The 26,144-nt window shown below is 69.6% G+C and carries 22 protein-coding genes; 14 read left to right on the top strand and 8 right to left on the bottom strand.

All coding sequences use genetic code 11. From position 1 onward, the window contains the following. Positions 1–25: 25 nt before the first annotated feature. From CNE_RS14115 to CNE_RS14145, 7 genes are all read left to right on the top strand, one after another. The gene (locus CNE_RS14115; protein WP_013957783.1) at positions 26–1,759 is read left to right on the top strand and encodes an AMP-binding protein; all 1,734 of its coding nucleotides are present in this window, start codon (positions 26–28) and stop codon (positions 1,757–1,759) included. A gap of 121 nt (positions 1,760–1,880) precedes the next feature. Next, positions 1,881–2,672 (top strand): IclR family transcriptional regulator, encoded by a 792-nt coding sequence (locus CNE_RS14120; protein ID WP_013957784.1) that lies wholly within the window; start codon positions 1,881–1,883, stop codon positions 2,670–2,672. 59 nt (positions 2,673–2,731) lie between these two features. Then, entirely contained in the window at positions 2,732–4,336 is a 1,605-nt protein-coding gene (locus tag CNE_RS14125; RefSeq protein WP_013957785.1) for an ABC transporter substrate-binding protein, read from the top strand. 69 nt (positions 4,337–4,405) lie between these two features. Continuing rightward, positions 4,406–5,317: an ABC transporter permease gene (locus CNE_RS14130; protein WP_013957786.1), complete on the top strand. Its 912-nt coding sequence runs from the start codon at positions 4,406–4,408 to the stop codon at positions 5,315–5,317. Beyond that, positions 5,310–6,203: an ABC transporter permease gene (locus CNE_RS14135; protein WP_013957787.1), complete on the top strand. Its 894-nt coding sequence runs from the start codon at positions 5,310–5,312 to the stop codon at positions 6,201–6,203. The genes CNE_RS14130 and CNE_RS14135 overlap by 8 nt, the downstream gene beginning before the upstream one ends. Then, positions 6,200–7,246 carry an ABC transporter ATP-binding protein gene (locus CNE_RS14140; protein ID WP_013957788.1) on the top strand — a complete coding sequence of 349 codons (1,047 nt, stop codon included), beginning with the start codon at positions 6,200–6,202 and terminating at the stop codon, positions 7,244–7,246. Before CNE_RS14135 ends, CNE_RS14140 begins: the two co-directional genes overlap by 4 nt. Positions 7,247–7,263: 17 nt before the next feature. After that, positions 7,264–8,229 (top strand): ABC transporter ATP-binding protein, encoded by a 966-nt coding sequence (locus tag CNE_RS14145; protein WP_013957789.1) that lies wholly within the window; start codon positions 7,264–7,266, stop codon positions 8,227–8,229. 15 nt (positions 8,230–8,244) lie between these two features. Here CNE_RS14145 and bamE read toward each other — a convergent pair whose 3' ends face one another. From bamE to CNE_RS14160, 3 genes are read right to left on the bottom strand one after another with little or no spacing between them, the layout of a single operon-like run. Next, the gene (gene bamE, locus CNE_RS14150; RefSeq protein ID WP_013957790.1) at positions 8,245–8,793 is read right to left on the bottom strand and encodes an outer membrane protein assembly factor BamE domain-containing protein; all 549 of its coding nucleotides are present in this window, start codon (positions 8,791–8,793) and stop codon (positions 8,245–8,247) included. A gap of 43 nt (positions 8,794–8,836) precedes the next feature. Next, positions 8,837–12,985 carry a translocation/assembly module TamB domain-containing protein gene (locus CNE_RS14155; protein WP_013957791.1) on the bottom strand — a complete coding sequence of 1,383 codons (4,149 nt, stop codon included), beginning with the start codon at positions 12,983–12,985 and terminating at the stop codon, positions 8,837–8,839. A gap of 40 nt (positions 12,986–13,025) precedes the next feature. Beyond that, positions 13,026–14,828 carry an autotransporter assembly complex protein TamA gene (locus CNE_RS14160; RefSeq protein WP_041228084.1) on the bottom strand — a complete coding sequence of 601 codons (1,803 nt, stop codon included), beginning with the start codon at positions 14,826–14,828 and terminating at the stop codon, positions 13,026–13,028. A 167-nt stretch (positions 14,829–14,995) separates the two neighbouring features. On the opposite strand from CNE_RS14160, the gene CNE_RS14165 reads away from it, so the two are divergent. The 3 genes from CNE_RS14165 (at position 14,996) to panC (ending at position 17,155) form a co-directional block, all read left to right on the top strand. Continuing rightward, complete coding sequence (locus CNE_RS14165; protein WP_013957793.1) at positions 14,996–15,187, top strand: DUF3460 family protein; 192 nt, start codon at positions 14,996–14,998, stop codon at positions 15,185–15,187. Between the two features lie 31 nt (positions 15,188–15,218). Continuing rightward, positions 15,219–16,103, top strand: a complete 885-nt coding sequence (locus CNE_RS14170) for a segregation and condensation protein A (protein WP_013957794.1) — start codon at positions 15,219–15,221, stop codon at positions 16,101–16,103. Positions 16,104–16,306: 203 nt separating this feature from the next. Further along, a complete protein-coding gene (panC, locus tag CNE_RS14175) occupies positions 16,307–17,155 on the top strand; it encodes a pantoate--beta-alanine ligase (protein ID WP_013957795.1) in 849 nt (282 codons plus the stop codon). Positions 17,156–17,204: 49 nt separating this feature from the next. Here the strand turns inward: panC and CNE_RS14180 are convergent, their stop codons facing one another. After that, positions 17,205–18,398: a PepSY-associated TM helix domain-containing protein gene (locus tag CNE_RS14180; RefSeq protein ID WP_013957796.1), complete on the bottom strand. Its 1,194-nt coding sequence runs from the start codon at positions 18,396–18,398 to the stop codon at positions 17,205–17,207. Between the two features lie 132 nt (positions 18,399–18,530). Then, entirely contained in the window at positions 18,531–20,051 is a 1,521-nt protein-coding gene (locus CNE_RS14185) for a cobyric acid synthase (protein WP_041228086.1), read from the bottom strand. 41 nt (positions 20,052–20,092) lie between these two features. On the opposite strand from CNE_RS14185, the gene cobU reads away from it, so the two are divergent. The 4 genes from cobU to CNE_RS14205 are packed head-to-tail and all read left to right on the top strand — an operon-like array spanning position 20,093 to position 23,696. Further along, a complete protein-coding gene (gene cobU, locus CNE_RS14190; protein WP_041228453.1) occupies positions 20,093–20,788 on the top strand; it encodes a bifunctional adenosylcobinamide kinase/adenosylcobinamide-phosphate guanylyltransferase in 696 nt (231 codons plus the stop codon). Next, positions 20,782–21,756, top strand: a complete 975-nt coding sequence (gene cbiB / locus CNE_RS14195; RefSeq protein ID WP_013957799.1) for an adenosylcobinamide-phosphate synthase CbiB — start codon at positions 20,782–20,784, stop codon at positions 21,754–21,756. Before cobU ends, cbiB begins: the two co-directional genes overlap by 7 nt. After that, positions 21,753–22,772: a threonine-phosphate decarboxylase CobD gene (cobD, locus tag CNE_RS14200; RefSeq protein ID WP_013957800.1), complete on the top strand. Its 1,020-nt coding sequence runs from the start codon at positions 21,753–21,755 to the stop codon at positions 22,770–22,772. Before cbiB ends, cobD begins: the two co-directional genes overlap by 4 nt. A gap of 18 nt (positions 22,773–22,790) precedes the next feature. Further along, entirely contained in the window at positions 22,791–23,696 is a 906-nt protein-coding gene (locus CNE_RS14205; protein ID WP_013957801.1) for a cobalamin-binding protein, read from the top strand. Here CNE_RS14205 and CNE_RS14210 read toward each other — a convergent pair whose 3' ends face one another. From CNE_RS14210 to cobT, 3 genes are read right to left on the bottom strand one after another with little or no spacing between them, the layout of a single operon-like run. Then, positions 23,697–24,278, bottom strand: a complete 582-nt coding sequence (locus CNE_RS14210; RefSeq protein ID WP_013957802.1) for a histidine phosphatase family protein — start codon at positions 24,276–24,278, stop codon at positions 23,697–23,699. Next, positions 24,263–25,099, bottom strand: a complete 837-nt coding sequence (locus CNE_RS14215; protein WP_013957803.1) for an adenosylcobinamide-GDP ribazoletransferase — start codon at positions 25,097–25,099, stop codon at positions 24,263–24,265. The genes CNE_RS14210 and CNE_RS14215 overlap by 16 nt, the downstream gene beginning before the upstream one ends. Beyond that, positions 25,096–26,136, bottom strand: a complete 1,041-nt coding sequence (gene cobT, locus CNE_RS14220) for a nicotinate-nucleotide--dimethylbenzimidazole phosphoribosyltransferase (protein WP_013957804.1) — start codon at positions 26,134–26,136, stop codon at positions 25,096–25,098. The genes CNE_RS14215 and cobT overlap by 4 nt, the downstream gene beginning before the upstream one ends. Positions 26,137–26,144 lie beyond the last annotated feature (8 nt).

The raw sequence follows: 26,144 nt of genomic DNA on the forward strand, positions 1-26,144 counted from the left end.
GAGCGAAAGCAACAGGAGACAGCAGATGAACGAACAGGCGTTCTTCGAGGACCTGGAAGTCCGGCATCGCAAGATCTGGCCCGCCGGCCTGCCCGACGCACCGGTCTACCCCCATGGCGAGGCCCCGCTGGGCGACTACCTGCGCGCGTGGGCGCGCAAGCGCCCGGACCACGCCGCGCTGGTCTGGTACGGCACCACCGTGAGCTACGCCGAGCTCGACGACCTGTCCGAGCGCTGCGCCGCGCTGCTCAAGGGCCGCGGCGTGGGTGCGGGCGACCGGGTGGCGGTGATGATGGGCAACTGCCCGCAGTTCCACGTGGTCTTCTACGGCATCCTGAAGCTGGGCGCGGTGTATGTGCCGGTCAACCCGCTCTTCAAGGAACAGGAGCTGGTCTATGAGCTGAACGATGCCGGCGCCACCACCGTCATCGTGCAGGACCAGCTGGCGCTGCTGCTGATGTCAGTGCGCGCGCAGACGCTGCTGCATACTGTCTACACCACCAGTGCCGGCGCGATGCTGCCGGCGCAGCCGGACCTGCCGCTGCCAGCGGGCCTCGACGCGCCCCCGCTGGCCGTGGAAGGCGCCATCGACCTGCTGCAGGCGCTGCGCGACACCGAGCCGGTCGCACAGCCCCCGGCCGACATGGACACGCTGGCCGCACTGAACTACACCGGCGGCACCACCGGCCTGCCCAAGGGCTGCATGCACACGCAGCGCGACATGGTCTACACCGCGGCGGCTTCCTACGCGCTCACCGGCGGTGTCGATGCGGAACGGCTGGCAGAAGGCTCCGGCGACGTGATGCTGAACTTCCTGCCGATGTTCTGGATCGCGGGCGAGAACCTCGGGCTGATCTACCCGATCTTCAGCGGCGCGACGGTGGTGCTGCTGGCGCGCTGGGACCCGGTCGCGGTGATGGCCGCGATCGAGCGCTATCGTGTCAACCGCACCTTCGTGGTGGTGGACAACGCGGTCGAGCTGATGAACCACCCCGAATGCGGCCGCTACGACCTGCGTTCGCTGCAGCACACGCGCGCCGCCTCGTTCATCCGCAAGATCACCCCCGACATCCGCCAGCGCTGGCACGCGCTGACCGGCAGCATCATTGCCGAAGGCGCCTGGGGCATGACCGAGACCCATACCAGCGACACCTTCACCACCGGCATGCAGGACGACGATATGGACCTGCGCGGCCGCCCGGTGTTTGTCGGCCTGCCGGTGCCGGGCACGCGCATCAAGATCTGCGACTTCGACACCGGCGCGGTGCTGCCGGTCGGCGAGGAAGGCGAGATCGTGGTCAGCACGCCGTCGCTGTTCAAGGGCTACTGGGGCCGCCCCGACGTGGATGCTGAGGTGTTCCGCGACGGCTGGTTCCGCACCGGCGATATCGGCGCCTATGACGAGGCGGGCTACCTGCATTTCCTGGGACGACGCAAGGAGATGCTCAAGGTGCGCGGCATGAGCGTGTTCCCGTCCGAGCTGGAGGTGCTGCTGTCACGCCATCCGGCGGTGCTGGGCTCGGCCGTGGTGGGCCGCCCCGACCCGGACAAGGGCCAGGTCCCGGTGGCCTTTATCCGCCTGCGCCCCGAGCATGCCGACGGCATCACTGCCGACACGCTGCATGCATGGTGCCGCGAGCAGATGGCGGTCTACAAGGTGCCCGAGATCCGCATCCTGCCCGAGTTCCCGCTGACCGCCACCGGCAAGGTGCGCAAGGTCGAGCTGCAGGCCTTGCTGGATACCGAGGCCGGCGGCTGAACGGGACCGCTGTCGGGTAGTACCGCCGTACCGGACGAGGACGCCGCGCGCGCGTCCCGCACGCCTGCGCGTCGAACAAGCGCGGCTGGCATGCAACGGCACAACGAGGGAGCCAACGGTTATGCAGGACCGATCCACCGGCAATGCCTTCAAAGAAGACCGCCACTTCGTCACCGCGCTGGCGCGCGGGCTGGAAGTGCTGGCCTGCTTCCGCACCAGCGACCGCGTGCTGGGCAACCAGGAAATCGCCCGGCGCTGCGGGCTGCCCAAGTCGACGGTATCGCGCCTGACCTCCACCCTGACGCGGCTGGGCTACCTGGCGCAGGCCGAAGGCAGCCACAAGTACAGCCTGGGCACGGCCTGCCTGCGGCTGGGCAGCGCCATGCTGTCGCGGCTGGACATCCGCAAGGTGGCGCGACCGCTGATGCAGGAGCTGGCCGACTTTTCCGGCGGCACGGTGTCGCTGGGCACGCGCGACCGCTTCTCGATGATCTATGTCGAGCACTGCCGCAGCTGCGCAGCGATTGCGCTGACGCTCGATACCGGCTCGCGCATTCCCGTAGCCACCTCGGCCATCGGCCGCGCCTGGCTGGCGGTGGTGCCGGACCAGGAGCGCCAGGCCTTCATGGAACAGGTGCGCGACGTCGACGACATGGCGTGGCCGCGCCTGCGCCAGGGCATCGAGCAGGGCCTGGCGGACCACCTCACCCTGGGCGTGACCTGCTCGATGGGCGACTGGCAGCCGGACGTCAACGGCATTGCGCGCGGCTTCGAGCCCGGCCATGGCATGCCGCCCATGGCCATCAACGTGGGCGGACCGTCGTTCCGCCTGTCCCCGTCATTCCTGCTCGACGAGGTGCGCCCGCGCCTGCTGGAGGTGGTACGCCAGCTGGAAGGCAGCTTCCCGCGCTGAGCGCATCCGTTGTTCACACCAACAGCGCCGCCACGAGACGGCGCAACAGGAGGAGCACCATGCAAGTGAAGTTGACCGGCGCCGCCCGGCGCCGCCTGCTGGCCGGCATGCTGGCCGCCGCCATCCCCGCGGCTCACGCCGCACCGGCCGCACCGGCCGCGCCGGCCACCGGCAGCCTCACCGTCGCCTTCGGCGCGGAATCGACCACGCTCGACCCGGTCAAGATCTCGGCCGGCGTCGACCACTACTTTGTCGGCCAGATCTTCGAGATGCTGGTGCGCCGCAATGCCGCGCTCAAGGACGAGAACTGGCTGGCGGAGAACTGGAAGCTGGAAAACGGCAAGGACGGCAAGCCCGTGCTCGACGTGCAGCTGCGCAAGGGCGTGCGCTTCCACAACGGCGACCCGCTGACGTCCGAGGACCTCGAGTTCTCCTGGCAACGCCAGCGCGACCCCAAGAGCAGCTTCTTCTCGCACTATGTCTCGTCAATCGAGCGTTTCGAGATCGTGGATGCACACCGCTTCAAGCTGCATTTCAAGGAGCCGGATGCGCAGTTCATCGTCGGCAACATGCAGCTGTGGGCCATGCCCAAGAAGTACATCCAGAAGGTCGGTGAAGAAGAGTTCGCCCGCAAGCCGGTCGGCACCGGGCCGTGGAAGTTTGTCTCGCGCACGGTCAAGGACGAGCTGAAGCTGGAAGCCTTCGACGGCTACTGGAACAAGGAAAAGCGCCCGGGCATCAAGGACCTGACCATCAAGGTGATCCCGGAGGACCTGACCCGGGTGGCGGCCTTCAAGACCGGCAAGGTCGATTTCATCGACAACGTGCCGCCGTCGATGGTCGAGGAATTCAAGAAGATGCCGGGGGTGAAGACCGTCACGCTGGTGAGCGGCAACAACCTCTTCCTCAATTTCAACACGCAGATGCCGAAGTCGCCGTTCAACGATGTGCGCGTGCGGCAGGCGGCCGCGCACGCCATCGATGTCGACGCCATCATCAAGCGCGTGCTGTTCGGCCAGGGCGAGCGCTATGCGCAGGTGGGCAAGGAGTCGAATGGCTACGACCCCGAGCTCAAGCCCTACGCCTTCGACCAGAAGCGTGCGCGCGAGCTGCTCAGGCAGGCGGGCTATCCCAATGGCTTCGAGACCCCCTGCTACAACCTCACCACGCCGCGCGAACCGGGCGTGAAGGAAGTGGGCGAAGCCATGTATGCCTACCTGAGTTCCGTGGGCATCCGCTGCCAGGTGCGCAACCTGGAGTACGGGGCCTGGATCAGCCTGGGCAAGCGCGGCCGCTCGGGCCCGCCGGAGATGGACGGCGTGCTGAGCTGGATGTGGTCGCAGGGGCTGCCCGGCGACCCGGGACTGGCCTGGTCCGGCCATTTGCACAGCTACCAGGGCGGCGGCGGCTGGGGCACCTATTCCTACACCAGCGACCCCGAGGTCGACGCGCTGCTGGAGAAGCAGCGCCAGACCATGGACCCCGCGGCGCGCACCGCGCTGCTGCGCCAGATCGCGCGGCTCAAGCAGGAGCGCGTGCTGGGCGGCCTGCCGACCTACCGGCCGCTGGTGACCTTTGCCTGGCGCGACAACAAGATCAACTACGTGCCCTGGCCCATCCGCGACTACTGGCGCTCATTCCAGGAAGTCAGCTGGAAGCAGTGATCCGCCGCCGCGCCCGGCGCCCGAGCCGGGCGCGGCATTCCCGCTGACAATTCTCCGACGGAGCCTGTCATGCCTATTGCAAAACGCCTGCTGCACGGCCTGATCAGCATCCTTGGCGCGAGCGTGATCATCTTCCTGATCTCGCGCCTGTCCGGCGACCCGCTTGCCCTGTTGTTGCCGGCCGACGCGCCGCCGCAGGTGATCGAGGCAACGCGCCGCCATCTCGGCCTGGACCAGCCCCTGGTGGCGCAGTACCTGGTCTTCCTCGGCCATGCCGTCACCGGCGACTTCGGCAACTCCTACCGCTGGCAGGAACCGGCACTGGGGCTGATCCTGGAGCGGCTGCCGGCCACGGTGGAACTGGCGCTGGCCGCGCTGGGCTTCTCGATTGCGATGGCGGTGCCGTTCGGCGTGCTGTCGGCGGTCTACCGCGGCTCTTGGTTCGACCGCTTTGCCAAGGTCTTCGCCATGCTTGGACAGGCCATGCCCAACTTCTGGGTCGGGCTGCTGCTGATCCTGTTCTTCGCGGTGCAGCTGAACTGGCTGCCAGCGTTCGGGCGCGATTCGTGGAACAGCCTGGTGCTGCCCGCGATTGCGCTGGGCTGGTATCCGGTGGCGGCGCAGACCCGCGTGGTGCGCTCGGCCATGCTGGATGTGCTCGACAGCGACTACATCCGCATGGGCCGCGCCATGGGCCTGCCCGAGCGCGTGCTGATCTGGAAGTACGCGCTGCGCAACGCGGCCATTCCGCTGGTGACCATCCTCGGCGTGTACTTCGCGGCGATGCTGGGCGGCGCCTTCGTGGTCGAAGTCATCTTCGCCTGGCCAGGCGTCGGCCGCACCGTGGTCGAGGCCGTGTTCGCGCGCGACTTTCCCGTGGTGCAGGCGGGCGTGATGCTCACCTCCGTGCTGTTCGTGCTGTCCAACCTGATGGTCGACCTCAGCTACGGCCTGATCGACCCGAGGATCCGCCATGCCTGAGATCGCCGTTCCTCCTGCCAGCGCCCCGGCGGCGCCGGCCCGCAAGCGCCAGCGGCGTGACCTGAGTGGCCTGCCCTGGTTTGCGCTGGTAATCTTCCCGGTGCTGCTGGTCTGCGCCGTCGGCGGCGAGGCGCTGCTGCCGCACGACCCCAATGGCCTCGACCTCGGCCTGGCCTTCCAGCCACCGGCCTGGCTGGCGGGCGGCAGCTGGGCCTATCCGCTGGGCACCGACAACATGGGGCGCGACCTGCTCTCGCGCATCATGGCCGGCACGCGCATCTCGCTGGTGGTCGCGCTGTACGCCATCCTGATCTCGGGCGGCATCGGCACCGCCGCCGGCATGCTGGCCGGCTACTTCGGCGGGCGCCTGGACGCGCTCATCATGCGGCTGGTCGATATCCAGATGTCGATCCCCGCGCTGGCGCTGGCGCTGGTGCTGGCCGCGGTGCTGGGCCCGGGCTTCAACACCGTGGTGCTGGTGATCGTGGTGACCTACTGGACCTGGTACGCGCGCATCGTGCGCGGCGAGGTGATGTCGCTCAAGCAGCGCGACTACGTGGCGCTGGCGCGCGTGGCCGGCTGCGGCACGCTCACCATCTTCCGCCGCCACCTGCTGCCCAACCTGCTCAACACCCTGCTGGTGCTGGCCACGCTGCAGGTTGGCCAGGTGATCATCTTCGAGGCCTCGCTAAGCTTTCTCGGCCTGGGCATCCAGCAACCCGATGTGTCGTGGGGGCTGATGCTAGCCGATGCGCGCAACTACATCACCAACGCGTGGTGGGCCATCACCATGCCCGGACTGGCCATCATGGCCACCTGCCTGGCGTCCAACCTGCTGGGCGACTGGCTGCGCGACCACTTCGACCCGAAAAGGAGGCAGCTATGACCGGCCCCGACCCGCACGTGACGCAACGCCCGTCGCCAACGCCAGCTGCCCAGAATTCCCTACGCGGCGCGCCCATGCTGTCGGTACAGGGCCTGACCACGCACCTCGAACTGCGCCGCGGCACGGTGCGCGCCGTGGACGGCGTCGACCTGCACGTGCATGAGGGCGAGACCCTGGGCGTGGTGGGCGAATCCGGTTCCGGCAAGTCCATGACTATCCTATCGATCCTGCGCCTGCTGCCGCGCCAGGGCGGCGTGCAACTCGGCGGCAAGGTGTTGCTCGATGGCGTGGACCTGCTGCAGCTGCCCGAAAAGACCATGAGCACGCAGTACCGCGGCCGCAAGATCGCGATGATCTCGCAGGATCCGCTGACCTCGCTGAACCCGGTCTTCACGGTGGGCGACCAGGTCGGCGCGCCGCTGCGCTACCACGGCCGCGCCGACAGCCGCGAGGCGCGACGCCGCCAGGTGGTGCAGGTGCTGGACAGCGTGCGCATCCCCTCGCCCGAGACGCGGCTGGACGACTATCCGCACCAGTTCAGCGGCGGCATGCGCCAGCGCGTGGTAGCCGGCATGGCCATTGCCAGCGCGCCGCGCCTGCTGGTGGCGGACGAGCCCACCTCGGCACTGGACGTGACCATCCAGGTGCAGATCATGGCGCTGTTCCGCAAGATCCAGGCGCAGACCGGTGTCGGCATCATCCTGATCACGCACGACCTGGGCGTGGCGGCCAGCATCTGCCACCGGGTGGCGGTGATGTACGCCGGACGCATTGTCGAGACCGGCGACGTGCGCACGCTGTACCAGCGCCCCGCCCATCCCTACACGCAGGCCCTGCTCCAGGCCATCCCCCACTTCGGCGAAAAGCGCGAGCGCCTGTACGCCATCCAGGGCAGCCCGCCCAGCCTGATCGACCCGCCGCACGGCTGCCGCTTCGCGGCGCGCTGCCCACACCGCAAGCCGCTGTGCGATGACGCCTATCCCCCCGAGATCGAACTTGAATCCGGCCACAAGGTCAGTTGCTGGCTGGCGTCGGCCGGCTAAGAACCCAGGAGGCAGCCATGCTGCTCGAAGTCGAAAACCTAAAGAAGCATTTCCCCGCGCGCGGCGGCGGCACGGTGCGCGCCGTCGACGGCGTCAGTTTTGCCGTGGATGCCGGGCAGACCTATGCGCTGGTGGGCGAGTCCGGCTGCGGCAAGACCACCATCGCCAGGCAGCTGCTGCTGCTTGAGCGCCCCAGCGCGGGCACCATCCGCTTCGACGGCCAGGACGTGCTGGCGCTGGACCGCAAGGGCGTGCTGGGCTACCGGCGCCAGGTGCAGGCGGTGTTCCAGGATCCGTCCTCGTCACTCAATCCGCGCCTGAAGGTCAGCATGCTGCTGGCCGAGCCGCTGCTTGCGCACGGCCAGGGCGGCGACCGCGCCGCGCTGCGCCGGCGGCTGCTGGAGCTGCTGGAGATCGTCGGCCTGCCGCCCGGCGCGCTTGACCTCTATCCGCACGAGTTCAGCGGCGGCCAGCGCCAGCGCATTGCCGTTGCGCGCGCGCTGGCGCTGCAGCCGCGGCTGATCGTGCTGGACGAGCCCACCTCGGCGCTGGATGTCTCGATCCGGGCGCAGATCGTCAACCTGCTGTCGGATATCCAGCGCAGCTTCGGCCTGGCCTATGTGGTGATCGCCCATGACCTGGCGCTGGTGGAACACTTCAGCTCGGCCGTGGGCGTGATGTACCTGGGCAATATGGCCGAAAGCGGGCCCAGCGCCGCGGTGTTCAGCGCCCCGCGCCACCCCTACACGCAGGCACTGCTGGGCTCGGCGCCGCGTCCCGACCCTGACCACCAGCCGGCCGAAGGGCTGATCCTGGGCGATATCGGCTCGGCGCTGAACCCGCCGGCGGGCTGCAAGTTCCATCCGCGCTGCCCGCGGGCGGTGCCGGCCTGCGCCACCGAGATCCCCCGCATGCTGCGGCTGGACCCGGCCGCCGGCTCAGCCGCGCCGGTGCACGTGGCCGCCTGCCACCTGCTCCACTGAGGGCCTGGGCACGGGTCAGCCGCCCTGCATCTTCGACGGATCGTCGCTGCGCGAGGTCGTGGTGACGGTACCGTCGCTGTTGAAATGCACATTGAAAAAGGCCTTGTCGGTGGAGGTTTCCATCCAGCGGTAGCCCCACACCTCTTCCTTCTTCAGCGCAAATGCCTCCACCTTGGTGGGCTTGCCGAGCAGGCGGCGGATGTCGTCCTTGCTCATGCCGGCGCGCACGCGTGCGAAGTTCTCGGCTGACAGCACCTGCTCGATCTTCGCGACCTTGCCATCGGCGCCGATGGTGACCATCCAGGTGGTGGTGCCCTCGGGGCCACGCGGGTACTCCAGCCGGCGCCCGCCGTCGGCTTCCTCCCAGACGATCTCCGGCTTGCCGGCCTGGCGCCGCAGGTCTTCCTCAGTGGACTGGCCGGGGACGATGCCCTTGAACAACTCGCTGTCGGGCTTGATCGCGTTCCAGGTGTTGCGGGCGGTGTCGCCCGCCTTCTTCATGGCTTCATCGACCTTCTGCTGGTCGCAGCCGAACAGCGCAAGCAAAGCGGCAAAGAGTCCCATGGCGGCAAGGCGTCGCGGCGACGCGAAAGTGGCGGGGCGCCCGTCAGCGGCGCACGGGTTCGGCGACGGCTGCCGAGGCTGCCTGTGCCGCGCTGTCGGGACTGGTTGGCTGGCTCTCATCCTGCTGGCTCCTTCTGGTGTCGCTGCGACCCGAGGTCCCGCTGAACAGGTTCGCCCAGCTGTCGAAGCGGCGGTTGAACAAGACCGACAAACCGTTGATGGACCCGCCCTTGGCAATCAGCGACCAGCGCCGCGAGAACTGCCAGGTCAGCTTCACCACGTTCGAGGCCGATGTCAGGCTCTGCTCATAGCCGACCGACATACGATCGGAAATGGCCTTGCCCATGCTGACCACCTGCTGGTCATTGAGACCCGCGGTGCTGGGCCCGATCGAAAATTCGTCGATGCCGAAATGCTGCACGATCCCCTTGCCGGCCTTGCCGCCGATCATACCCAGCGCCGCGCCGCCCAGCGCGGCGCCACCCAGCTGGCGCTGCTGGCCGGCACCGGCGCTTTCCGCGCCGTAGCCGAACATCAGCCACGAGAGCTTATCCTCTTCGGGCACGTTGGGCTCCGACACCAGCCGCACGCGCGGCAGCCGCACCGTGCCGGTCACCTCCACGCCCGCCTCCACTTCCTGGTTGCGGCGCATGGCGCGGATGTTCATGTTCGGGTTGTCGATCGGGCCGTTGAAGTTGATGACGCCACGCTCGATGTCCAGCTTGCGCCCGAAGGCTTCATAGGTGCCTTCGGTCACGCGCACCGTGCCGGTGGCCTTCATTGGTGCCAGGGGTTCGCTCTTGACGCCCATCTGGCCGGCCAGCAACAGGTCCGCGCCCGCGCCGCGGAAGCGGAAGTTGTTGCCCAGGTCCACGGTCAGGTCGATCACCGGGCTGAACTTGCTTGCCGGCTTGGTCTCCGGCGCCGGCGTGGCGGCAGTCTTCACGGCGCGCTGGTCCTTGCGCCGGATCACCACCACATCGTCGCCCAGCACTGGCGCACCGGCCTTGGGCAGGTCGAACAGGCCGCGGTCGACGCGGATCTTGCCGCGGATCACGACCTGCTTGTTCTCGTTGGCGATGGTGGCATCGCCCGAGACCACCAGCGTGCGCTCTGGGCTGGCGAACAGCTGCAGCTTGTCGGCGACGATCTTGCCGGTCAGGTTGGGATCGGCCTCGCCCAGCTTGACGCTGCCAGTGGCCGTGATCTTGCCGTCGCCACCGTGGAATTCCACGTGCTTGAGCTCGACCGTGTTCTGGTCCAGCACCACGCGCACGGTGCCGTCGGTCAGGCGCAGGCCCAGGTCATACAGCGTGACGGCGAGATTGTCGCCGTCGACGGTGCCGGTCAGCAGCGGCGCGCCGACCGTGCCGGCCAGGCGCATCGCCGCGGCCAGTTTGCCGTCGAAGGCGTACTGCGGGCCGGTCAGCGCTTCCAGCGATTTCAGCCGCGGCACGTCGACGGTGACCGTGCCGCCCAGGGTCGAGGCCGGGCCCACGGTCTGCAGCCCCTGCTCCTGCACCAGTCCGGCGGAGGCGTCCACCACCACCTTGCCGATGCGGCCCGACACCATGCCGCCGCGCAGCGCGATGCGGTTGCCGCCGGCCTCGGCGCGCAGGCTCGTCTCGCCCAGGCCGAGCGTGGTGAAGCCCCGGCCGGCATTGACCGACAGGTCGCCGCTGCGCCGGCGCAGTTCGGCAAAGCCGGTCGCGGTCTCGGCCAGCGCCAGGTTCCAGCGGCCGTCGATGACCAGGTCGGAGCGCACCGGCGGCTTCTCGCCGGTGATGGTTTCCATCAGCTCCAGTACATGGCCCACCTGCAGGCCGTCCAGGCTGCCCGCGCTGCGGATGCGGCCGTGGTCCCAGTCCAGGCTGTCGATCGCCAGCGTGGCGCGGTCCAGCAGCAGGCGCGCGGCGCCCAGGCGCACGCGCTGGTCGGCCACCAGCAGTTGCGTCGGCGCTGCCAGGCGCAGGTTGACGGTGCTGCGCTCTTCCAGCGTGCGGATGGTGCCGTTCCAGCCCTCCTTGCCCTTCCACGCGCCCTGCCCCGCCAGCGCCAGCTGCAATGGCCGCTTGTTCAGGCTGCCGGTCGCCTTGACGTCGAATGTATGGTTGGCCTGGGTGCCGTTGAGCGTGGCATCGAGCGTGCTCAGGCTGGCCTGTGGGCCGCGGTAGTCGCGCGCGGCCAGCTGCACCGAGAGCGGACCGTCCAGCCCGCCGCGCACCTCGGCGCGGCCGCTGGCGCTGGCCACCTTGTGCGGACCCACTTCCAGCGCCTGCGCGTTGTAGTCGGCCACCACTTCAGGTTTCTTCAGCGTGCCGGTGATGGTGGCGTCGAGCTTGAGCTTGCCGGCCACGCCAAACTTGAGCCGCTCCAGCTGCGGCGCATCGACCGCTAGCTTGAGCGCATCGCCGCGCGCGCCGAAGCTGCCGCGCAGGTTGGCCTGGTTGCCGGCCATGCTCAGCGAGGCCTCGCTTGGCAAGAGCCGCTCGCCTGCGAGGCGCACCTTGCCGCCGCCGGTCATCGGCAGGCCCGCGTATTCGCTCTCATGCACGGCAAAATCCAGCGCCACGCCAAGCTCGGGCGCGATCTCGCCGGTCGCGGTGAAATCCGCGTTGATCCGGCCGGCGGCAACCTTGGCCAGGCGCGAGGGATCGAACGAGGCCAGCTTGCCCTTGAAGCTGAACGGCTGCTTGTCTTTCAGGCCGAGCTTGCCTTCCGCGGTCAGCAAACCCGGCCCCACCGCGGCGCGCAGCGTGGCCAGCGTGACCGCCTCGGCATCGATGCTGGCATCGGCGAAAAGCTTGAGCGGCCCGCCCGACAAGTCCAGCGCCACGCTTTGTCGGCCCGGCTCCATCCGCACCACCACCGGGCCGGACAGGCTGGCGCTGGTCAGCGAGCCATGCAGCGCGGCCGGGTCCAGCCTGCGCACATCCAGGTCGAAACCGCCACGGCCGCCGCGCAGCGAACCGCCGCCGGCAATCTCGGCCTTGCCGGCCAGCGCCACGCGCAGGTCCGAGACGGCCTGTGCCATCTCGCTCAGCTCGACGTGGGCGCGCACCGACTGGACCGGCAGCCGCTCCTTGTCCAGCGGACCGGCTTCCAGGTTGTGGATCGCGATGTCGCCGGCGACCGCCAGCGGTGCGGGCGCCGGCGCCGCCGCAGGAGCGGATGCGGAGACCCCCGATGCCGCCGGGGGAGCCGATGCCGCCACGGCACTGGCTGCCTGCGCGCCGGCACCCGCCGCCACGCCGCCCACCGGCCGCAGCTCGGCATGCACGGTCAGGTTGGCCTGTGGCGCCGACGGGCTGAACAGGCGCGGGTTGATGCGATCGCCATCGACCAGCAGGTGCGTGAACGGCACCTTGCCGAACGGCGTCAGGTCGGCGCCTGCGCGCAGGTGGATGCGGTCGCCGCTGGCCTGCAGCTCGGCACGCAGCGCGTCCAGGTTGCCCTTGGCGGTGGCATTGACGGCAAAGGCCTCATCCTGCCAGCTGCTTTCCAGCAAGGCTTCGGCGCTGAGCGCGAACGGGGCGCGTGCGCCCAGCTGGGCGTTGGCCGCCAGCTTGCCGTATGGTGTTTCCAGCTTGTCCACGCTGACGCGGTGGCGCTGGCCGTCGCTGTGCAGCGCGCCGGCCAGGTTGCTGAACACCATCGGCTCGGCCGTGGGCGCCGTGCCTTGCAGCAGCGACAGCCGCTCAAGCGTCAGGGAATCGACATCGATGGCCAGCGGCAGTTCGAGCGACGTGGGCTTCTGCATCGGCTCGGTGCTCGGCTCGGACGGTCCGAGCTTCACTTCGGCCTTGCCGATGCGCAGCCACTGCACGTGCAGGCGCCGCGCCTGCCAGTTGAGCGCCCAGTTGCCATCCACGCGGTCCACCGCCACGCGCGTCTGGCCGCTGGCGAACACCACGTCGCGCAGGCGCAGGCCGTGCGTCACGGTGCCGCCTTCCAGCCGGCCGCTGAGCATGCCGGCCGACAGCCGCGTGGCCAGCGTCCACAGGTGGCGGGTGCCGGTCTCGGTGTGCAGCGCCGCCACGCCCGCCGCCACCAGCGCCACCATCAGCAGCAGCAGGATGCCGGCCAGCCAAGCCAGCACGCGCCACAGCCGCCGCCGCTTGCGCGGCGCGGGCGGGGTCGGCGTCCGGGCCGAATCGCCGCCGGGCACCGAAGGCAGATCGTGAGCGCTCATGCCAGCATCCGGGTCAGGCGGGAAAGACAAGGGTGCCGCATCAGAACGCCACCCCCAGCGAGATATGCGGCCGGAACTGCTGCGCCTGGATGCCGTAGCCCAGGTCCAGCTGCAGCGGGCCCACCGGCGTGCGCCAGCGCACGCCGACGCCCACGCCGTTGTAGATGGTCACGCCGCGCAGGTTGTCGGCGGCAGTGCCGAGATCCCAGAACACCGCCACGCCCCAGTCCGGCTTGAACCAGTACTGGTACTCCAGGCTGCCGGTGCCCAGGTACTTGGCCGGCAAGATGCTGGAGCCGCTGGGCGTGCCGATCGACTGGTAGCTGTAGCCGCGGATCGAATCGGTGCCGCCGGCGCGAAAGCGCAGCGTGGCCGGGATCTGGCTGGAGCTGTCGCCGGTCAGGTCGGCACCGAGTTCCAGCCGTGCCACCACCAGGTCGCGCTTGCCCACCGGTATGTACTGGCGGATACGGCCGTACAGCCGCAGGAAGGTGGCATCGCTGAGGAAACCCTTGGCGGCCACCCCGACCTGGGTGCTGATCACGTTGCCGCGGCGCGGGAACACAGGATTGTCGACGTCGCGCCGCGTCCACGCAAAGGCCGGCACCAGCGCCTTGCTGATCTGGGCGGCCTGGCCCTCCGGCAGCAGCTTGTCGTAGTAGAAATCCAGCGACGTCGTCACGTCGTACTTCTCGCGCGAGCGCGAGCGCTTCAGGCCCGCGCGCAGGCTGGTGGTGTCGGTGTTCTCGATGTCGATGGTGCGCTCGTAGCTGCTGTACACGCTGTTGCGGTAGTTGCCCCTGTCCGGCGGCATCGCGGTCTCGGCGAACAGATAGGAGCGCTTCTGCTCCAGCCGCGCCTGCGAGTCGAAGGTCCAGGCGCGGTTGAACAGGTTGTAGTACGAATAGCGGCCTTCGATCTGCGCGCCGGTGTCGGTGGTAAAGCCCACGCCGCTGTTGAGCCGGTGCGCCGGATATTCGCGCACGCGCACCAGCACTGGCGAGCTCACCACGCCGTCAGCCGCCTTGTCGGCGTCCGGCGGCGGTTCCAGGTCGACCTGCACGTTGGAGAAGTACGGCTGGTTCTGGATCGCGCGCTGCAGCTCCAGCAGCCGCTCCACGCGGTACGGCTCGCCCTCGCTCAGCGGGTTGACGTTGTAGATGATCTGTTCCGGATAGCGGCGCGTGCCGGTCACCTTCAGCGGCCCCAGCAGGTAGGCCGGGCCGCTGGCGTAATGCGCGGACAAGTCCGCGCGCTGGTCGTCCGGCTCCACGCGCGCCTGCGACGCGGCCAGGCGCGCGCCGTAGTAGTTGTGGCTCTGCAGCGTGACCAGCGCGTCTTCCTTGGCCTTGTCCCAGTCGCCCTGCCGGAACGGCTCACCCACCGGCAGTCCCCACTTGGCCTGCATCTCTGCCACCTGTTCGGGCGAGCGCGTGGCTGCCGGGCCCGTCACCTGGACGTCGACATTGCGGATCAGCGTGCGCGCGCCGGGGTCGACCATCACGTGGACCACGCGCTTGTCGCCCTCGCCTTCGACGCGGGTGGTGGTGGTCGGGTCGAAGTAGCCCTCGGTGGAGGTGAGCGCCCGCACCTGCTCGCCGGCGGTCTCGACCATATAGTCGAGCTGGTCCGGCGAAAGGTCGGCGCGGTCCTTGTAGCGTGCCAGGTCGAGATGCTCTTCCAGCATTTCGCGAATCGGCTTGGGTGCCTCGACTTCGACCTCGTAGGCGGCGCGGGCCGGGCCGGCCGCCAGCGCCAGCACCGCGCCCAGCGCGGCCAGTACGCGAACGGCCACGCGCGCGCGGCCAGCGGAGTTAGCGGTAATAGCGGTGTCTTGCGGCATCGCCGATTGTCCACACATACAAAGTCGGTATTTGACCACACCCGGCCTTACGCCCGGAACTTTCCGGCGCCTTGCACCAGGCCTGGATGCATTCCGGGGGGCCGATACTGTAAAATCGTGGCCCACTGCACCCATCTGGCGCCCGCGCGGGCGCATCACGGTTGAACATGGCCATTTACGAATCCGAAATCACCCAGTTCCTGAAGCAGCTCAAGCAAGAGCGCCCGACGCTGGAGGCCGAGCAGCGCGACGGCCGTGCCCTGCTGTGGGACAAGTCGCCGATCGACCTGGAAGAGCGCGCCCGCGCCGAAGCTTCGCGCGTGGCGCAGAAGCCATACGTCTACTCGCAGGACAACTGATTCCCGCCGCCCCCGCGAGCGCACGCCGCCCATGAGCGCAGGCGACCAGGACAAGCTGCCGCTGCCCGTCGAGCTGCCGGCCGTGGCCCCGGCCGTTGCAGCCGGCCCTGCCGACATGGTCGACGGGATGGCCTTCGCGCGCCTGTACGGCGAGCCGCTGTTCAAGCTGCCGCAGGACCTGTACATCCCGCCGGACGCGCTCGAGATCTTCCTGGAAGCCTTCGAGGGCCCGCTGGACCTGCTGCTGTACCTGATCCGCAAGCAGAACTTCAATGTCCTCGACATCCCGATGTCGCAGGTCACCCGGCAGTACCTGTCCTACATCGAGCAGATCCGCAAGACCAACCTTGAGCTGGCCGCCGAATACCTGCTGATGGCGGCCATGCTGATCGAGATCAAGTCGCGCATGCTGCTGCCGGTCAAGAAGGCCGACAGCGACGATGAGGCCGAGGACCCGCGTGCCGAGCTGGTGCGCCGACTGCTGGAATACGAGCAGATGAAGCTAGCCGCGCAGCGCCTGGATACGGTGCCGCAGCTGGGCCGCGACTTCCTGCGCTCGCAGGTCTATATCGAGCAGAGCCTGGCGCCGCGCTTCCCCGAAGTGGAAACCGTGGACCTGCAGTCCGCCTGGGCCGATGTGCTCAAGCGCGCCAAGCTCAACCAGCACCACAAGATCTCGCGTGAGGAACTGTCGGTGCGCGAGCACATGAGCCAGATCCTGCGCCGGCTGCAGCACTCGCGCTTCATGGAATTCTCCGAACTGTTCGAGGACGCGGTGCGCTCCGGCAAGGGCGTGCCGGTGGTGGTGGTGAACTTTATCGCCATGCTGGAGCTGTCGCGCGAAGCGCTGGTGGAGATCACCCAGGCCGAACCGTTCGCACCAATTTATGTGCGATTGGCGTACAGCCCGACCTGACCCACCCGCGGTGCGGGGTCCGGCCCCGTCCCACTTGTTCTACAATCCGCCGACAGCCGGCCCAACGGCCCACGGCGCAGGCCCCGACGGCAAGTGCCCGAAGGCCCCACGCCCGACAGAAGGCCGAGACCGGTAGTCCATGTGCCGCCCCTCGATGGACCGGCGCCCGGGTCACACCTATCACGACCAGCACACCAAGGCAGATGAAAGTCATTTCCTCCATCCAAGAGCTGCGCGACCAACTGCGCGGCCAGAACCGCGCTGCCTTCGTCCCCACCATGGGCAACCTGCACGAAGGCCACCTGTCGCTGATGCGCCTGGCACGCCAGCACGGCGACCCGGTGGTGGCATCGATCTTCGTGAACCGCCTGCAGTTCGGCCCGAACGAGGATTTCGACAAGTACCCGCGCACGCTGCAGGACGATATCGAGAAGCTGCAGCGGGAAGGCGTCTACGTGCTGTTCGCGCCGTCCGAGCGCGATATGTACCCCGAACCGCAGGAATACCGCGTCGAGCCGCCGCATGACCTGGGCGACATCCTGGAAGGCGAGTTCCGCCCCGGCTTCTTCAAGGGCGTGTGCACGGTGGTGATGAAGCTGTTCTCGTGCGCGCAGCCTCGGGTGGCGGTGTTCGGCAAGAAGGACTACCAGCAGCTGATGATCGTGCGCCGCATGGTGCAGCAGTTTGCCCTGCCGATTGACATCATCCCCGCCGAGACCATCCGTGCCGAAGACGGCCTGGCGCTGTCGTCGCGCAACCGCTATCTGAGCCCCGACGAGCGCGCCGAGGCGCCGGTGCTGTACCGCACGCTGCATGACGTGCGCGACACCGTGCTGGGCAGCGACCGCGCCGCGGCCGACCTGCTTGCGGTCGAGGCGAATGCGAAGGAATCGCTGGCCAGGCGCGGCTGGAAGCCTGACTACGTGTCGATCCGCAAGCGCGTCGACCTGCAGGCGCCGACGCGCGAGGAATTCCTCGCCGGCGAGCCGCTGGTGATCCTGACGGCCGCCAAGCTGGGCGCGACCCGGTTGATCGACAACCTGGAAATCTGAGCGGCGCCGCCGCACCAGACAAGAAAAGCAGGCCGCCGGCCTGCTTTTTTCATGCCCGGCGCATGCCGGAGCGTTGTGCGGCCTTCACCATATGCCGCTGATGGCCCCGCCGCCGCTTCCACCAGATCAGCACGCCGGTCACGGCAAACGCCAGCGGGGCCAGCCCGAACAGCGTGATGAAGACGCGCCCCGGCAGCCCGAAGGCCTCGCCGGTATGCAGCGGGAACAGCCAGTTCAGCAGCGTGTCGCCCGCCGGCGCCTCGTGCGGATCACGCACGCCCAGCGGTTTGCCGCTCCAGGCATCGAGCCACAGCCGCGTGGCACCGGTGTCCTTGCGCACCTCGCCGGGCTGGCGCAGCCGTACCTCGAACGCGTCGCCCGGCTTGCGCGGGAAGCTGATGCGGGTCACCTGCGCTTGCGGGTATTGGGCCTGCGCCGCCGCCATGATCTCGCCCACGCCCAGCTGCCGGGCCCCGGCAGGCGCCGGTGCCGAGACGTGCTTCACCGGCGGCGTCACAGTCATTACGCCCGCCACCATCGGTGTCACCCACTTCGGCAGGTTCAGGTACCAGCCGGAAAAGGCAATGATGGCCAGCACCGGCGCGGCCAGGATGCCGCCCGCGCGATGCAGCGAATAGTTGAAGCGCGACCATGAACCGCCGTGCGTGATGCGGAACGCCTGCACCACCGAGCGCAGCTTCATCTTGGGCCACCACACCGCCACGCCCACCAGCGTGGTCAGCAACAGCAGCATGCCGGCCACGCCGGTGATGGTCTTGCCGGTGTCGCCGCTAAGCAGGTAGCGATGCAGGTGGAACAGCGTGGGCAGCAGCAGCCGGCGCGACAGGCCCGCCTCGCCCCAGACCCGCTCGCCCTTCACAGCAAGCGTGACCGGATCGACCATCACCTGGCGTGAGCGGCCCGGCACCACGCTGTCGGGCCCCTTGACCGGATACCAGGCGATAAAGACGCCGTCGGCATGGGCCGGCAGCATCAGCAGGTTGGGCTTGCCGTAGGGGGGCGCAGCCAGCCGCTCGGTCACTGCCTGGACCGTGGCCGGCGAGACCGGCTCCGTCATCGGCGCGGACGCCACCAGCAGGTCAGGGTTGAGCCAGGCATCCAGTTCGTCGCGCCAGGCGATGGTCATGCCGGTCAGCCCCAACAGGACGAACAGCAGGCCAAGGCTCAGGCCGATATACAGGTGCAGTTTGACGAGGACGACGCGCAGGCGGCCGGTGACCATGAGGGGGCTGAAGTACGTTGAGCGGACGCGGCCATGCGTGGAATATGGCGCACAAGCCACTTTCACGCAGAATGCAAATGCGAAAGATTCGCGATTCTAACAGGGCCCCGCCAGGCGGCCGTGCCGCATGCGTCAGCGCCGCAGCGGCGCCAGCATCGCATCCAGGTCCAGGTGCGCGGTCATGGTGTCGGCAAGCCGCTCGATCGATGCTTCGCGCAGTGCATCGAGGTCCACCGCCTGGGCGCCGTCCAGCCCCGCCCAGCGCAGCAGCGCCTGGCAGCCGGCGGGCTCGTCGAACAGGCCGTGGACATAGGTGGCTAGCACCTGGCCGTCGGCCGAGCGTGCGCCGTCGGGCCGCACCGTGCCGTCGCCGCGGTCGAGCCACAGGGCCGGCTGCTCAAGCCCCGCGCCCGTGGTGACGCCAAGATGGATCTCGTAGCCGCGCACCGGCGCATCGGCTTCATCCAGCGCCAGCCGGCCGCCGACCTGGCGCAGTTGCTTCTCTGCCGCCAGCGTGGTCTCGAAATCCAGCCAGCCCAGCCCCGCGCTGCTGCCGGCCGGGCCTTCGCGGCCATCGGGATCGTGCACCTGCCGCCCCAGCATCTGCATGCCGCCGCAGATCCCGATCAGCTTGCCGCCGTAGCGCAGGTGCCGGGCCAGCACCGCGTCCCAGCCATTGGCCCGGATGAAGTCCAGGTCGCCGCGCACGTTCTTGCTGCCGGGCAGCACCACCAGGTCCGCGGGCGGGATCGGCATGCCGGGCCCGACAAACTGCAGGTCCACCTGCGGGTGCGCGCGCAGCGCGTCGAAATCGGTATGGTTGGCGATGCGCGGCAGCACCGGCACGATCACGCGCAGGCGCTGCGCCGGCGTGCCTGCCTTGTCCGCTTGCGTGCCGATGATGGCGTCCTCGGCATCCAGATGCAGGCCGTGCAGGTAGGGCAGCACGCCGAACACCGGCTTGCCGGTGCGCGCGACCAGCCAGTCCAGTCCCGGCTCCAGCAGGCCGATATCGCCGCGGAAGCGGTTGATGATGAAGCCGGTCACGCGCGCGCGTTCGCTGTCGGACAGGCAGTCGAGCGTGCCGATCAGGTGCGCAAACACGCCGCCGCGGTCGATGTCCGCCACCAGCACCACCGGGCAGTCGACGCGCTCGGCGAAGCCCATGTTGGCGATGTCGCGCTCGCGCAGGTTGATCTCGGCGGGACTGCCGGCGCCCTCCACCAGCACCACGTCATAGGCCTGCGCCAGGCGCGTGTGCGAAGCCAGCACGGCCTTCATCGCCTCGGGCTTGTAGGCATGGTAGGCGCGCGCATCCAAGTCCAGCCGCGCGCGGCCGTGGATGATCACCTGCGCACCGGTGTCGCTGCTGGGCTTGAGCAGCACCGGGTTCATGTCGGTATGCGGCGCCAGCCGCGCGGCCTGTGCCTGCAGCGCCTGCGCGCGACCGATCTCGCCGCCGTCGGCGGTGACCGCGCTGTTCAGCGCCATGTTCTGCGGCTTGAATGGCACCACGTGCGTGCCGGCACGCGCCAGCACCCGGCACAGGCCGGCCACGATGGTGCTCTTGCCGGCATCGGAAGTCGTGCCCTGGACCATCAGCGTGCCGCGCAGGGCACCCGGCGGCAGGGATTGCGAGGAGTCGGTCTGCATTGGCGGATTATCGCACCGGTGCCTGCAACACCTCCCGTGCGATGCCCGGATGCGGCGGCTACAATACGCGGATGGAAACCCCGGCCATCGCACCCGCCTCCGCCCCCGACACCGCCACCCAGCCGCGTGCCGCCGGCGGACACGGTAACCGCCAGCTCACCCTGGTGCTGGGCGGCGCGCGTTCCGGCAAGAGCCATTACGCCGAACAGCTCGCCACCGACCATGCCACCATCACCGGCGGCCCGGTCACCTACATCGCGACCGCGCACCAGGACCCGGCGCACGCCGACCAGGAGCTCGAGGTCCGCATCGCCCTGCACCGCGCCCGCCGCCCCGCCGACTGGCGCCTGGTGGAAGAACCGGTGCACCTGGCCGATGCGCTCTACGCCAACGCGCGCCACGACGGCTGCATCCTGGTGGATTGCATGACGCTGTGGATGAACAACCTGATCTTCCCCGACGGCCGCACGTATCCTGAGCATGGCGTGATCACGCCGCCGGATGCCTTCACCGAAGAAATCGAAGCGCTGCTCTCCGCGCTGCCCACGCTGCCGGGCCATGTGATCCTGGTCACGAACGAGATCGGCTTCGGCGTGATCCCGATGGGCGCCATCACCCGCTTCTATGTCGATGAACTGGGCCGCCTGAACCAGAAGCTGGCCGCCGCCGCCGACTGCGTGCGGCTGATGGTGGCAGGCATTCCGGTTGCGGTGAAGGGTGCCGATCCCACATGCTGATGCTGGCCTGGCCGGCATGCGTGGCAGCGGCACTGACGGGCGTTCTGCTGGACCGCTGGCTGGGCGAGCCGCGCCGCTGGCATCCGCTGGTGGGCTTCGGCCGCATCGCTGCCGCACTTGAGCGGCGGCTCAACCCCGCGCCGCAGCGCGGTGCGCCCTGGCGCCAGCGCCTTGCCGGTCTCGCCGGCTGGTGTGTGCTGGTGCTGGTGCCGGCAGCGCTCGCATGGTGGCTGGTCGACGCCGCGGCCAGCCTGCACCCGGTTGCCGCCCTGGCGCTGCATGCGGTGGCGCTGTACGCCGCACTCGGCGCGCGCAGCCTGCGCCAGCATATCGCCCCGATCGCCGCCGCCCTTGCCGCGGCAGACCTGCCCGCCGCGCGCGCGCTGACCGCGCGCATCGTCTCGCGCGACACCACCGATGCCGATGCTGAAGCACTGGCCCGTGCCGCCTGTGAGTCGGCACTGGAAAACGGCAACGACGCGGTCTTCGGGGCGCTGTTCTGGTTCCTGGTCGGCGGCGCGCCCGCCGTGATCGTGTTCCGGCTGGCCAATACGCTCGATGCGATGTGGGGCTACCGCACGCCGCGGCTGCTGTATTTCGGCTGGGCCGCGGCGCGCATCGACGACGGGCTCAACCTCGTGCCCGCGCGCCTGACCGCGCTGTCCTATGCGCTGCTCGGCGCCACCGCGCAGGCGCTGCATTGCTGGCGCACGCAGGCCCCGGCATGGTCGAGTCCGAATGCCGGCCCCGTGATGGCCGCGGGCGCCGGTGCGGTGGGCGTGCGGCTCGGCGGCCCGGCGCGCTATCACGGCGAGATCGAGCAACGCCCGCCGCTGGGCGCCGGCCCCGCGCCGCAAGCCGCGCACGTGATGGCGTGCCTGCGGCTGGTCGAGCGCACCTTGTGGCTGTGGCTGGCGTTGGCAGGCGCCAGCGCGCTGGCCGTCCTTGCGGTTGCCAAGCCGACATGAACACCGCCCTGCCCACGATCCGCCACGGCGGCGACCTGCTTGCCGCGGTGCGCCGCTACGGCCGCCCCGCCGGCGACTGGCTCGACCTGTCCACCGGCATCAATCCCGACGGCTATCCCGTGCCGGCGCTGCCTGCGCAAGCGTGGCAACGGCTGCCGCAGGATGACGACGGACTGGCCGAACTGGCCGCACAGGCCTGCGGCGCGCCGCGGGCCTTGCCCGTCGCCGGCTCGCAGGCCGCCATCCGCACGCTGCCGGGTCTGCTGCGCCCGGGCCGCGTGGGCATCGCCGCGCTCGGCTACAGCGAATACGCGCCGGCCTTCGCTGCCGCGGGCCATGCGGTGGCGCCGCTGGATGAGGCGGCTTTCGCGCAAGCGGCGCTGGCCGACGAGCTCGACCATCTCGTCGTCGTGAACCCGAACAACCCGACCGGCCGCATGCTGCCCGCCGCCACGCTGCTGCGCTGGCACGCGAAGCTGGCGGCGCGCGGCGGCACGCTGCTGGTCGATGAAGCCTTTATCGACTGCCTGCCCGATGGCTCGGCGGCCGCGCACAGCGGCAAGGCCGGCCTGGTGGTGCTGCGCTCGATCGGCAAGTTCTATGGCCTGGCCGGCATCCGCTGCGGCTTCGTGCTGGCGCAGCCGGCACTGCTGGACGCGCTGCGCGAGCGCCTGGGCCACTGGACCGTATCGGGCCCGGCACGCGAGGTCGCGCGGCATGCGCTGGCCGACCACGGCTGGCAGGATGCCACCCGCGCGCGGCTGCAAGCAGGCGGGGTGAAGCTGGCCGCGCTGCTGGACCGCCATGGCCTGGCGCCGGTGATGCATCCGCTGTTCTGCTGGGTGCCGCATGACGACGCCGCGCGGTTGCACCACGCGCTCGCGCAACAAGGCGTCTGGACCCGCTACTTCGACGCCGCCGGCGGCTGCCCGCCGAGCCTGCGCCTGGGCCTGCCGCCGGACCAGCCACGCGCCTGGCAGCGGCTGGACGCGGCACTGGCCGCAGCCACTGCCTGAACCACTTTCCCCGATTCCATGCTGAACCGCCTGACGCCCGTTATCGCTTCCACGCTGCTGCTGGCAGCCCTGCCCGCCGCCGCCGCGGTGTCTGCCGTCGACGACTCGGGCCAGACCGTGACGCTGGCGCAGCCCGCGCGCCGCGTGATCTCGCTGGCGCCGCACGTCACCGAAATGATCTTCGCGGCCGGGGGCGGCGAGCGCATCGTCGGCACGGTCAGCTACAGCGACTACCCGCCGCAGGCGCGCGAGATCGCGCGCGTGGGCGACAACAAGGCGCTGGACCTTGAGCGCATCGCCGCGCTCAAGCCGGACCTGATCGTGGTCTGGCGCCACGGCAATGCGCAGAAGCAGACCGACCGCCTGCGCGCGCTCGGCATCCCGCTGTTCTACAGCGAGCCGCGCAGGCTGGCAGCGATCCCGGAGAACATAGAGAAACTCGGCACGCTGCTGGGCACCGAAGCCACCGCGCGGCGCGCTGCCGACGGCTTCCGCCAGCAGGTGGAGACTCTGCGCAAGACCTACGCGGCACGCCCGCCGGTGACGGTGTTCTACCAGGTCTGGCAGCAGCCGCTGATGACGCTCAACGGCCAGCACCTGGTCAGCGACATGCTGGCGCTGTGCGGCGGGCGCAACCTGTTCGCGGCCGAGACGCCGCTGGTGCCGACCGTGTCGGTCGAAGCGGTGATCGCGGGCAACCCGGAAGCGATGCTGACCGCTGGCATGGGCGCCACGCGCTCTGACCAACCGCTGCCGGATTTCGAGATGTGGCGGCGCTGGAAGCAGGTCACGGCGGTGGCGCGCAACAACCTGTTCGTGATCGACGGCGACCTGGTCAACCGCGCCGGTCCGCGCGTGGTGCAAGGTGCCGAGCTGATCTGCAAGGACCTCGAAACCGCGCGCAAGCGCCGGCCCGCACGCTGATCAGGCGGCGCGGTTCCACCAGCCGAGCCGGACCCCGCCCGGCCCCAGCGTAAAGCCGCAACTGGCACCGAAGCCCAACTCCCACTTGACCGTCGCCGCCAGCGGCACGCCCAGCCAGTGCGCGGCCAGCATGCGCATCGGGCCGGCATGGCCGACCACCCACAGGCATTGCACGCGATCCTCCGCCAGCGTTGCGGCCCAGCCGGCAACCCGCGCCATCGCCTGCGCCGGCGCTTCGCCGCCATGCGGGCGCGCGTGCAGCAGGTCGGCCGCCCACTGGTCGAGCGCGGCGCGGTCGATCGCATCCCAGGCCACGCCCTCCCAGCTGCCGAAGTCGATTTCGCGCAGCCGGGGTTCGGTGTCGATAGCCGGCGCGCCGGCCGATAACGTCTGCACCAGCGCCTGCGCGGTGCCGAGCGCGCGCGCCAGCGGGCTGGCGACAATGCGATCCGGTGTGGGCAGGCCCGCGGCGATCCGTGCTGCCGCAGGCGTCAGCGGCGCCACCAGCGGCAGGTCGAGGCAGCCATAGCAGGTGCCCGCCGGCACCTGCGGCTGTGCATGGCGGATCAGGACCACATCCATGCCGCAGCCACCAGGTAGAGCAGGATCTCGGCGCACTGCTGGGCCATGCCCAGGCAGTCGCCGGTATAGCCGCCGATGCGGCGCACGAAGTAGCGACCGAGCAGCAGGCGCAGACCCAGCAGCGCGACCACTGCCGTCGCGCAGAACCACGGCGACACCAGCCACAGCGGCACCAGCCCGCACAGCAGCGCGAACGCCAGCCCCGCGCCGGCCAGCTTCTGCGCCACCGGCTTGGCCTTGCCTTCCGCGCGCACGTAGGTCAGCGTGGCCAGATAGCTGGCCGCCATCGCGCGGCTGGCGGCATGCGCGGCGACGATCACCGCCAGCAGCACCATCAATCCGCCGCGCCCCGCAATCGCCACCAGCAACTGCCACTTGAGCAGCAGCGCCACTACCAGCGCGATCGCACCGAACGCGCCGATGCGCGAGTCATGCATGATGCGCAGCACGTCCTCGCGCTGCCACGCACCGCCGAAGGCATCGACGCAATCGGCCAGGCCGTCTTCATGGAAGGCGCCGGTCAGCAGCAGCGTGGCGGCCATGCCCAGCAGCACGGCCACGCCGGGCGGCCACCACAGCATTGCGCCCCAGGTGACCAGCGCGCCGACGCCTCCCACCAGCAGCCCGACCAGCGGGAAGTAGCGCGCGGCGGCGTGCAGGTAATGCGGTTCGAATCCGGCCCAGCGCGCCAGCCAGCCCGGCAGCGGCACGCGTGTGAAGTAGCCCAGCGCGGTCAGGAAATAGCGCAGCTCGCCGGCCACGCCGGCGGGGCTGCGTGGTTCGGGTGCTGGTGCAGGCACCGGGTCGGACGGCACGCTCATGGCGAGGCGGTGCTGACGCCGGCGCCGCTGAAGGTCGCCATTTCGTTCAGGAACGCCGCCGCCGAGGCCAGCAACGGCCACGCCAGCGCGGCGCCCGTGCCCTCGCCCAGGCGCAGGTCCAGCGCCAGCAGCGGCGCGGCGCCGAACTGGTCCAGCAGCGCACGGTGGCCGCGCTCATGCGAGCAGTGCGTGAACACGCAGTACTGCAGCACGTTGGGGTCCAGGCGCTGCGCCACCAGCAGCGCGGCCGTGGCGATAAAGCCATCGACCAGGATCACCATGCGGCTCGCGGCGGCGGCCAGGAAGGCGCCTGCCATCATCGCGATCTCGAAGCCGCCGAAGGTGGCCAGCACATTCAGCGGCGCCTGCACATCGGCATGCAGCGCAAGCGCGCGCTCCAGCACCTCGCGCTTGCGCGCGAGGCCGGCATCGTCCAGCCCGGTGCCGCGCCCGATGCAGTCTGCCAGCGGCAGGCCGGTCAGCCGCTGCATCAGGCAGGCGGCCGCCGAGGTATTGGCAATGCCCATCTCGCCGAAGCCGATCACGTTGCAGCCCTGCTGCGCATGGCGCAGCACGCGCGCCATGCCGGCCGTCATCGCCGCGGCCGCCTGCTCCGGTGTCATCGCCGGCTCGACCGCGAAGTTGCGGGTGCCGTCGGCAATGCGGCAGTTGACCAGGCCCGGTGCCGCCGGCAGCGGCACGCGCACGCCCGCGTCGACGATCTCCAGCGCAATCCCGTGCTGGCGCGAGAACACATTGATCGCCGCGCCGCCAGCCAGGAAGTTCTGAACCATCTGCGCGGTGACCTCGGCCGGATAGGCGCTGACACCGGCGTCGGCCACGCCATGGTCGGCGGCAAACACGATCACCGTCGGGCGCTGCAGCACCGGCCGCGCCGTGCCGAGGATCAGGCCCAGCTGCAGGGCCAGCGATTCCAGCCGGCCCAGTGCGCCGAGCGGCTTGGTCTTGTCGTCGATGGCGGCCTGCAGCACGGGGCGCAGGGCATCGTCGAGGGGAGTGATTTCCGGAAACTGCATGATGCTTT

Source organism: Cupriavidus necator N-1, from assembly GCF_000219215.1.
GTDB lineage: Bacteria > Pseudomonadota > Gammaproteobacteria > Burkholderiales > Burkholderiaceae > Cupriavidus > Cupriavidus necator.

What these genes read in the sequence shown, in the direction of transcription:
- CNE_RS14115 (WP_013957783.1), top strand. Translation starts at nt 26, where the DNA reads ATGAACGAACAGGCGTTCTTCGAGGACCTGGAAGTCCGGCATCGCAAG.
- CNE_RS14120 (WP_013957784.1), top strand. Translation starts at nt 1,881, where the DNA reads ATGCAGGACCGATCCACCGGCAATGCCTTCAAAGAAGACCGCCACTTC.
- CNE_RS14125 (WP_013957785.1), top strand. Translation starts at nt 2,732, where the DNA reads ATGCAAGTGAAGTTGACCGGCGCCGCCCGGCGCCGCCTGCTGGCCGGC.
- CNE_RS14130 (WP_013957786.1), top strand. Translation starts at nt 4,406, where the DNA reads ATGCCTATTGCAAAACGCCTGCTGCACGGCCTGATCAGCATCCTTGGC.
- CNE_RS14135 (WP_013957787.1), top strand. Translation starts at nt 5,310, where the DNA reads ATGCCTGAGATCGCCGTTCCTCCTGCCAGCGCCCCGGCGGCGCCGGCC.
- CNE_RS14140 (WP_013957788.1), top strand. Translation starts at nt 6,200, where the DNA reads ATGACCGGCCCCGACCCGCACGTGACGCAACGCCCGTCGCCAACGCCA.
- CNE_RS14145 (WP_013957789.1), top strand. Translation starts at nt 7,264, where the DNA reads ATGCTGCTCGAAGTCGAAAACCTAAAGAAGCATTTCCCCGCGCGCGGC.
- bamE (WP_013957790.1), bottom strand. Translation starts at nt 8,793, where the DNA reads ATGGGACTCTTTGCCGCTTTGCTTGCGCTGTTCGGCTGCGACCAGCAG.
- CNE_RS14155 (WP_013957791.1), bottom strand. Translation starts at nt 12,985, where the DNA reads ATGAGCGCTCACGATCTGCCTTCGGTGCCCGGCGGCGATTCGGCCCGG.
- CNE_RS14160 (WP_041228084.1), bottom strand. Translation starts at nt 14,828, where the DNA reads ATGCCGCAAGACACCGCTATTACCGCTAACTCCGCTGGCCGCGCGCGC.
- CNE_RS14165 (WP_013957793.1), top strand. Translation starts at nt 14,996, where the DNA reads ATGGCCATTTACGAATCCGAAATCACCCAGTTCCTGAAGCAGCTCAAG.
- CNE_RS14170 (WP_013957794.1), top strand. Translation starts at nt 15,219, where the DNA reads ATGAGCGCAGGCGACCAGGACAAGCTGCCGCTGCCCGTCGAGCTGCCG.
- panC (WP_013957795.1), top strand. Translation starts at nt 16,307, where the DNA reads ATGAAAGTCATTTCCTCCATCCAAGAGCTGCGCGACCAACTGCGCGGC.
- CNE_RS14180 (WP_013957796.1), bottom strand. Translation starts at nt 18,398, where the DNA reads ATGGTCACCGGCCGCCTGCGCGTCGTCCTCGTCAAACTGCACCTGTAT.
- CNE_RS14185 (WP_041228086.1), bottom strand. Translation starts at nt 20,051, where the DNA reads ATGCAGACCGACTCCTCGCAATCCCTGCCGCCGGGTGCCCTGCGCGGC.
- cobU (WP_041228453.1), top strand. Translation starts at nt 20,093, where the DNA reads ATGCCCGGATGCGGCGGCTACAATACGCGGATGGAAACCCCGGCCATC.
- cbiB (WP_013957799.1), top strand. Translation starts at nt 20,782, where the DNA reads ATGCTGATGCTGGCCTGGCCGGCATGCGTGGCAGCGGCACTGACGGGC.
- cobD (WP_013957800.1), top strand. Translation starts at nt 21,753, where the DNA reads ATGAACACCGCCCTGCCCACGATCCGCCACGGCGGCGACCTGCTTGCC.
- CNE_RS14205 (WP_013957801.1), top strand. Translation starts at nt 22,791, where the DNA reads ATGCTGAACCGCCTGACGCCCGTTATCGCTTCCACGCTGCTGCTGGCA.
- CNE_RS14210 (WP_013957802.1), bottom strand. Translation starts at nt 24,278, where the DNA reads ATGGATGTGGTCCTGATCCGCCATGCACAGCCGCAGGTGCCGGCGGGC.
- CNE_RS14215 (WP_013957803.1), bottom strand. Translation starts at nt 25,099, where the DNA reads ATGAGCGTGCCGTCCGACCCGGTGCCTGCACCAGCACCCGAACCACGC.
- cobT (WP_013957804.1), bottom strand. Translation starts at nt 26,136, where the DNA reads ATGCAGTTTCCGGAAATCACTCCCCTCGACGATGCCCTGCGCCCCGTG.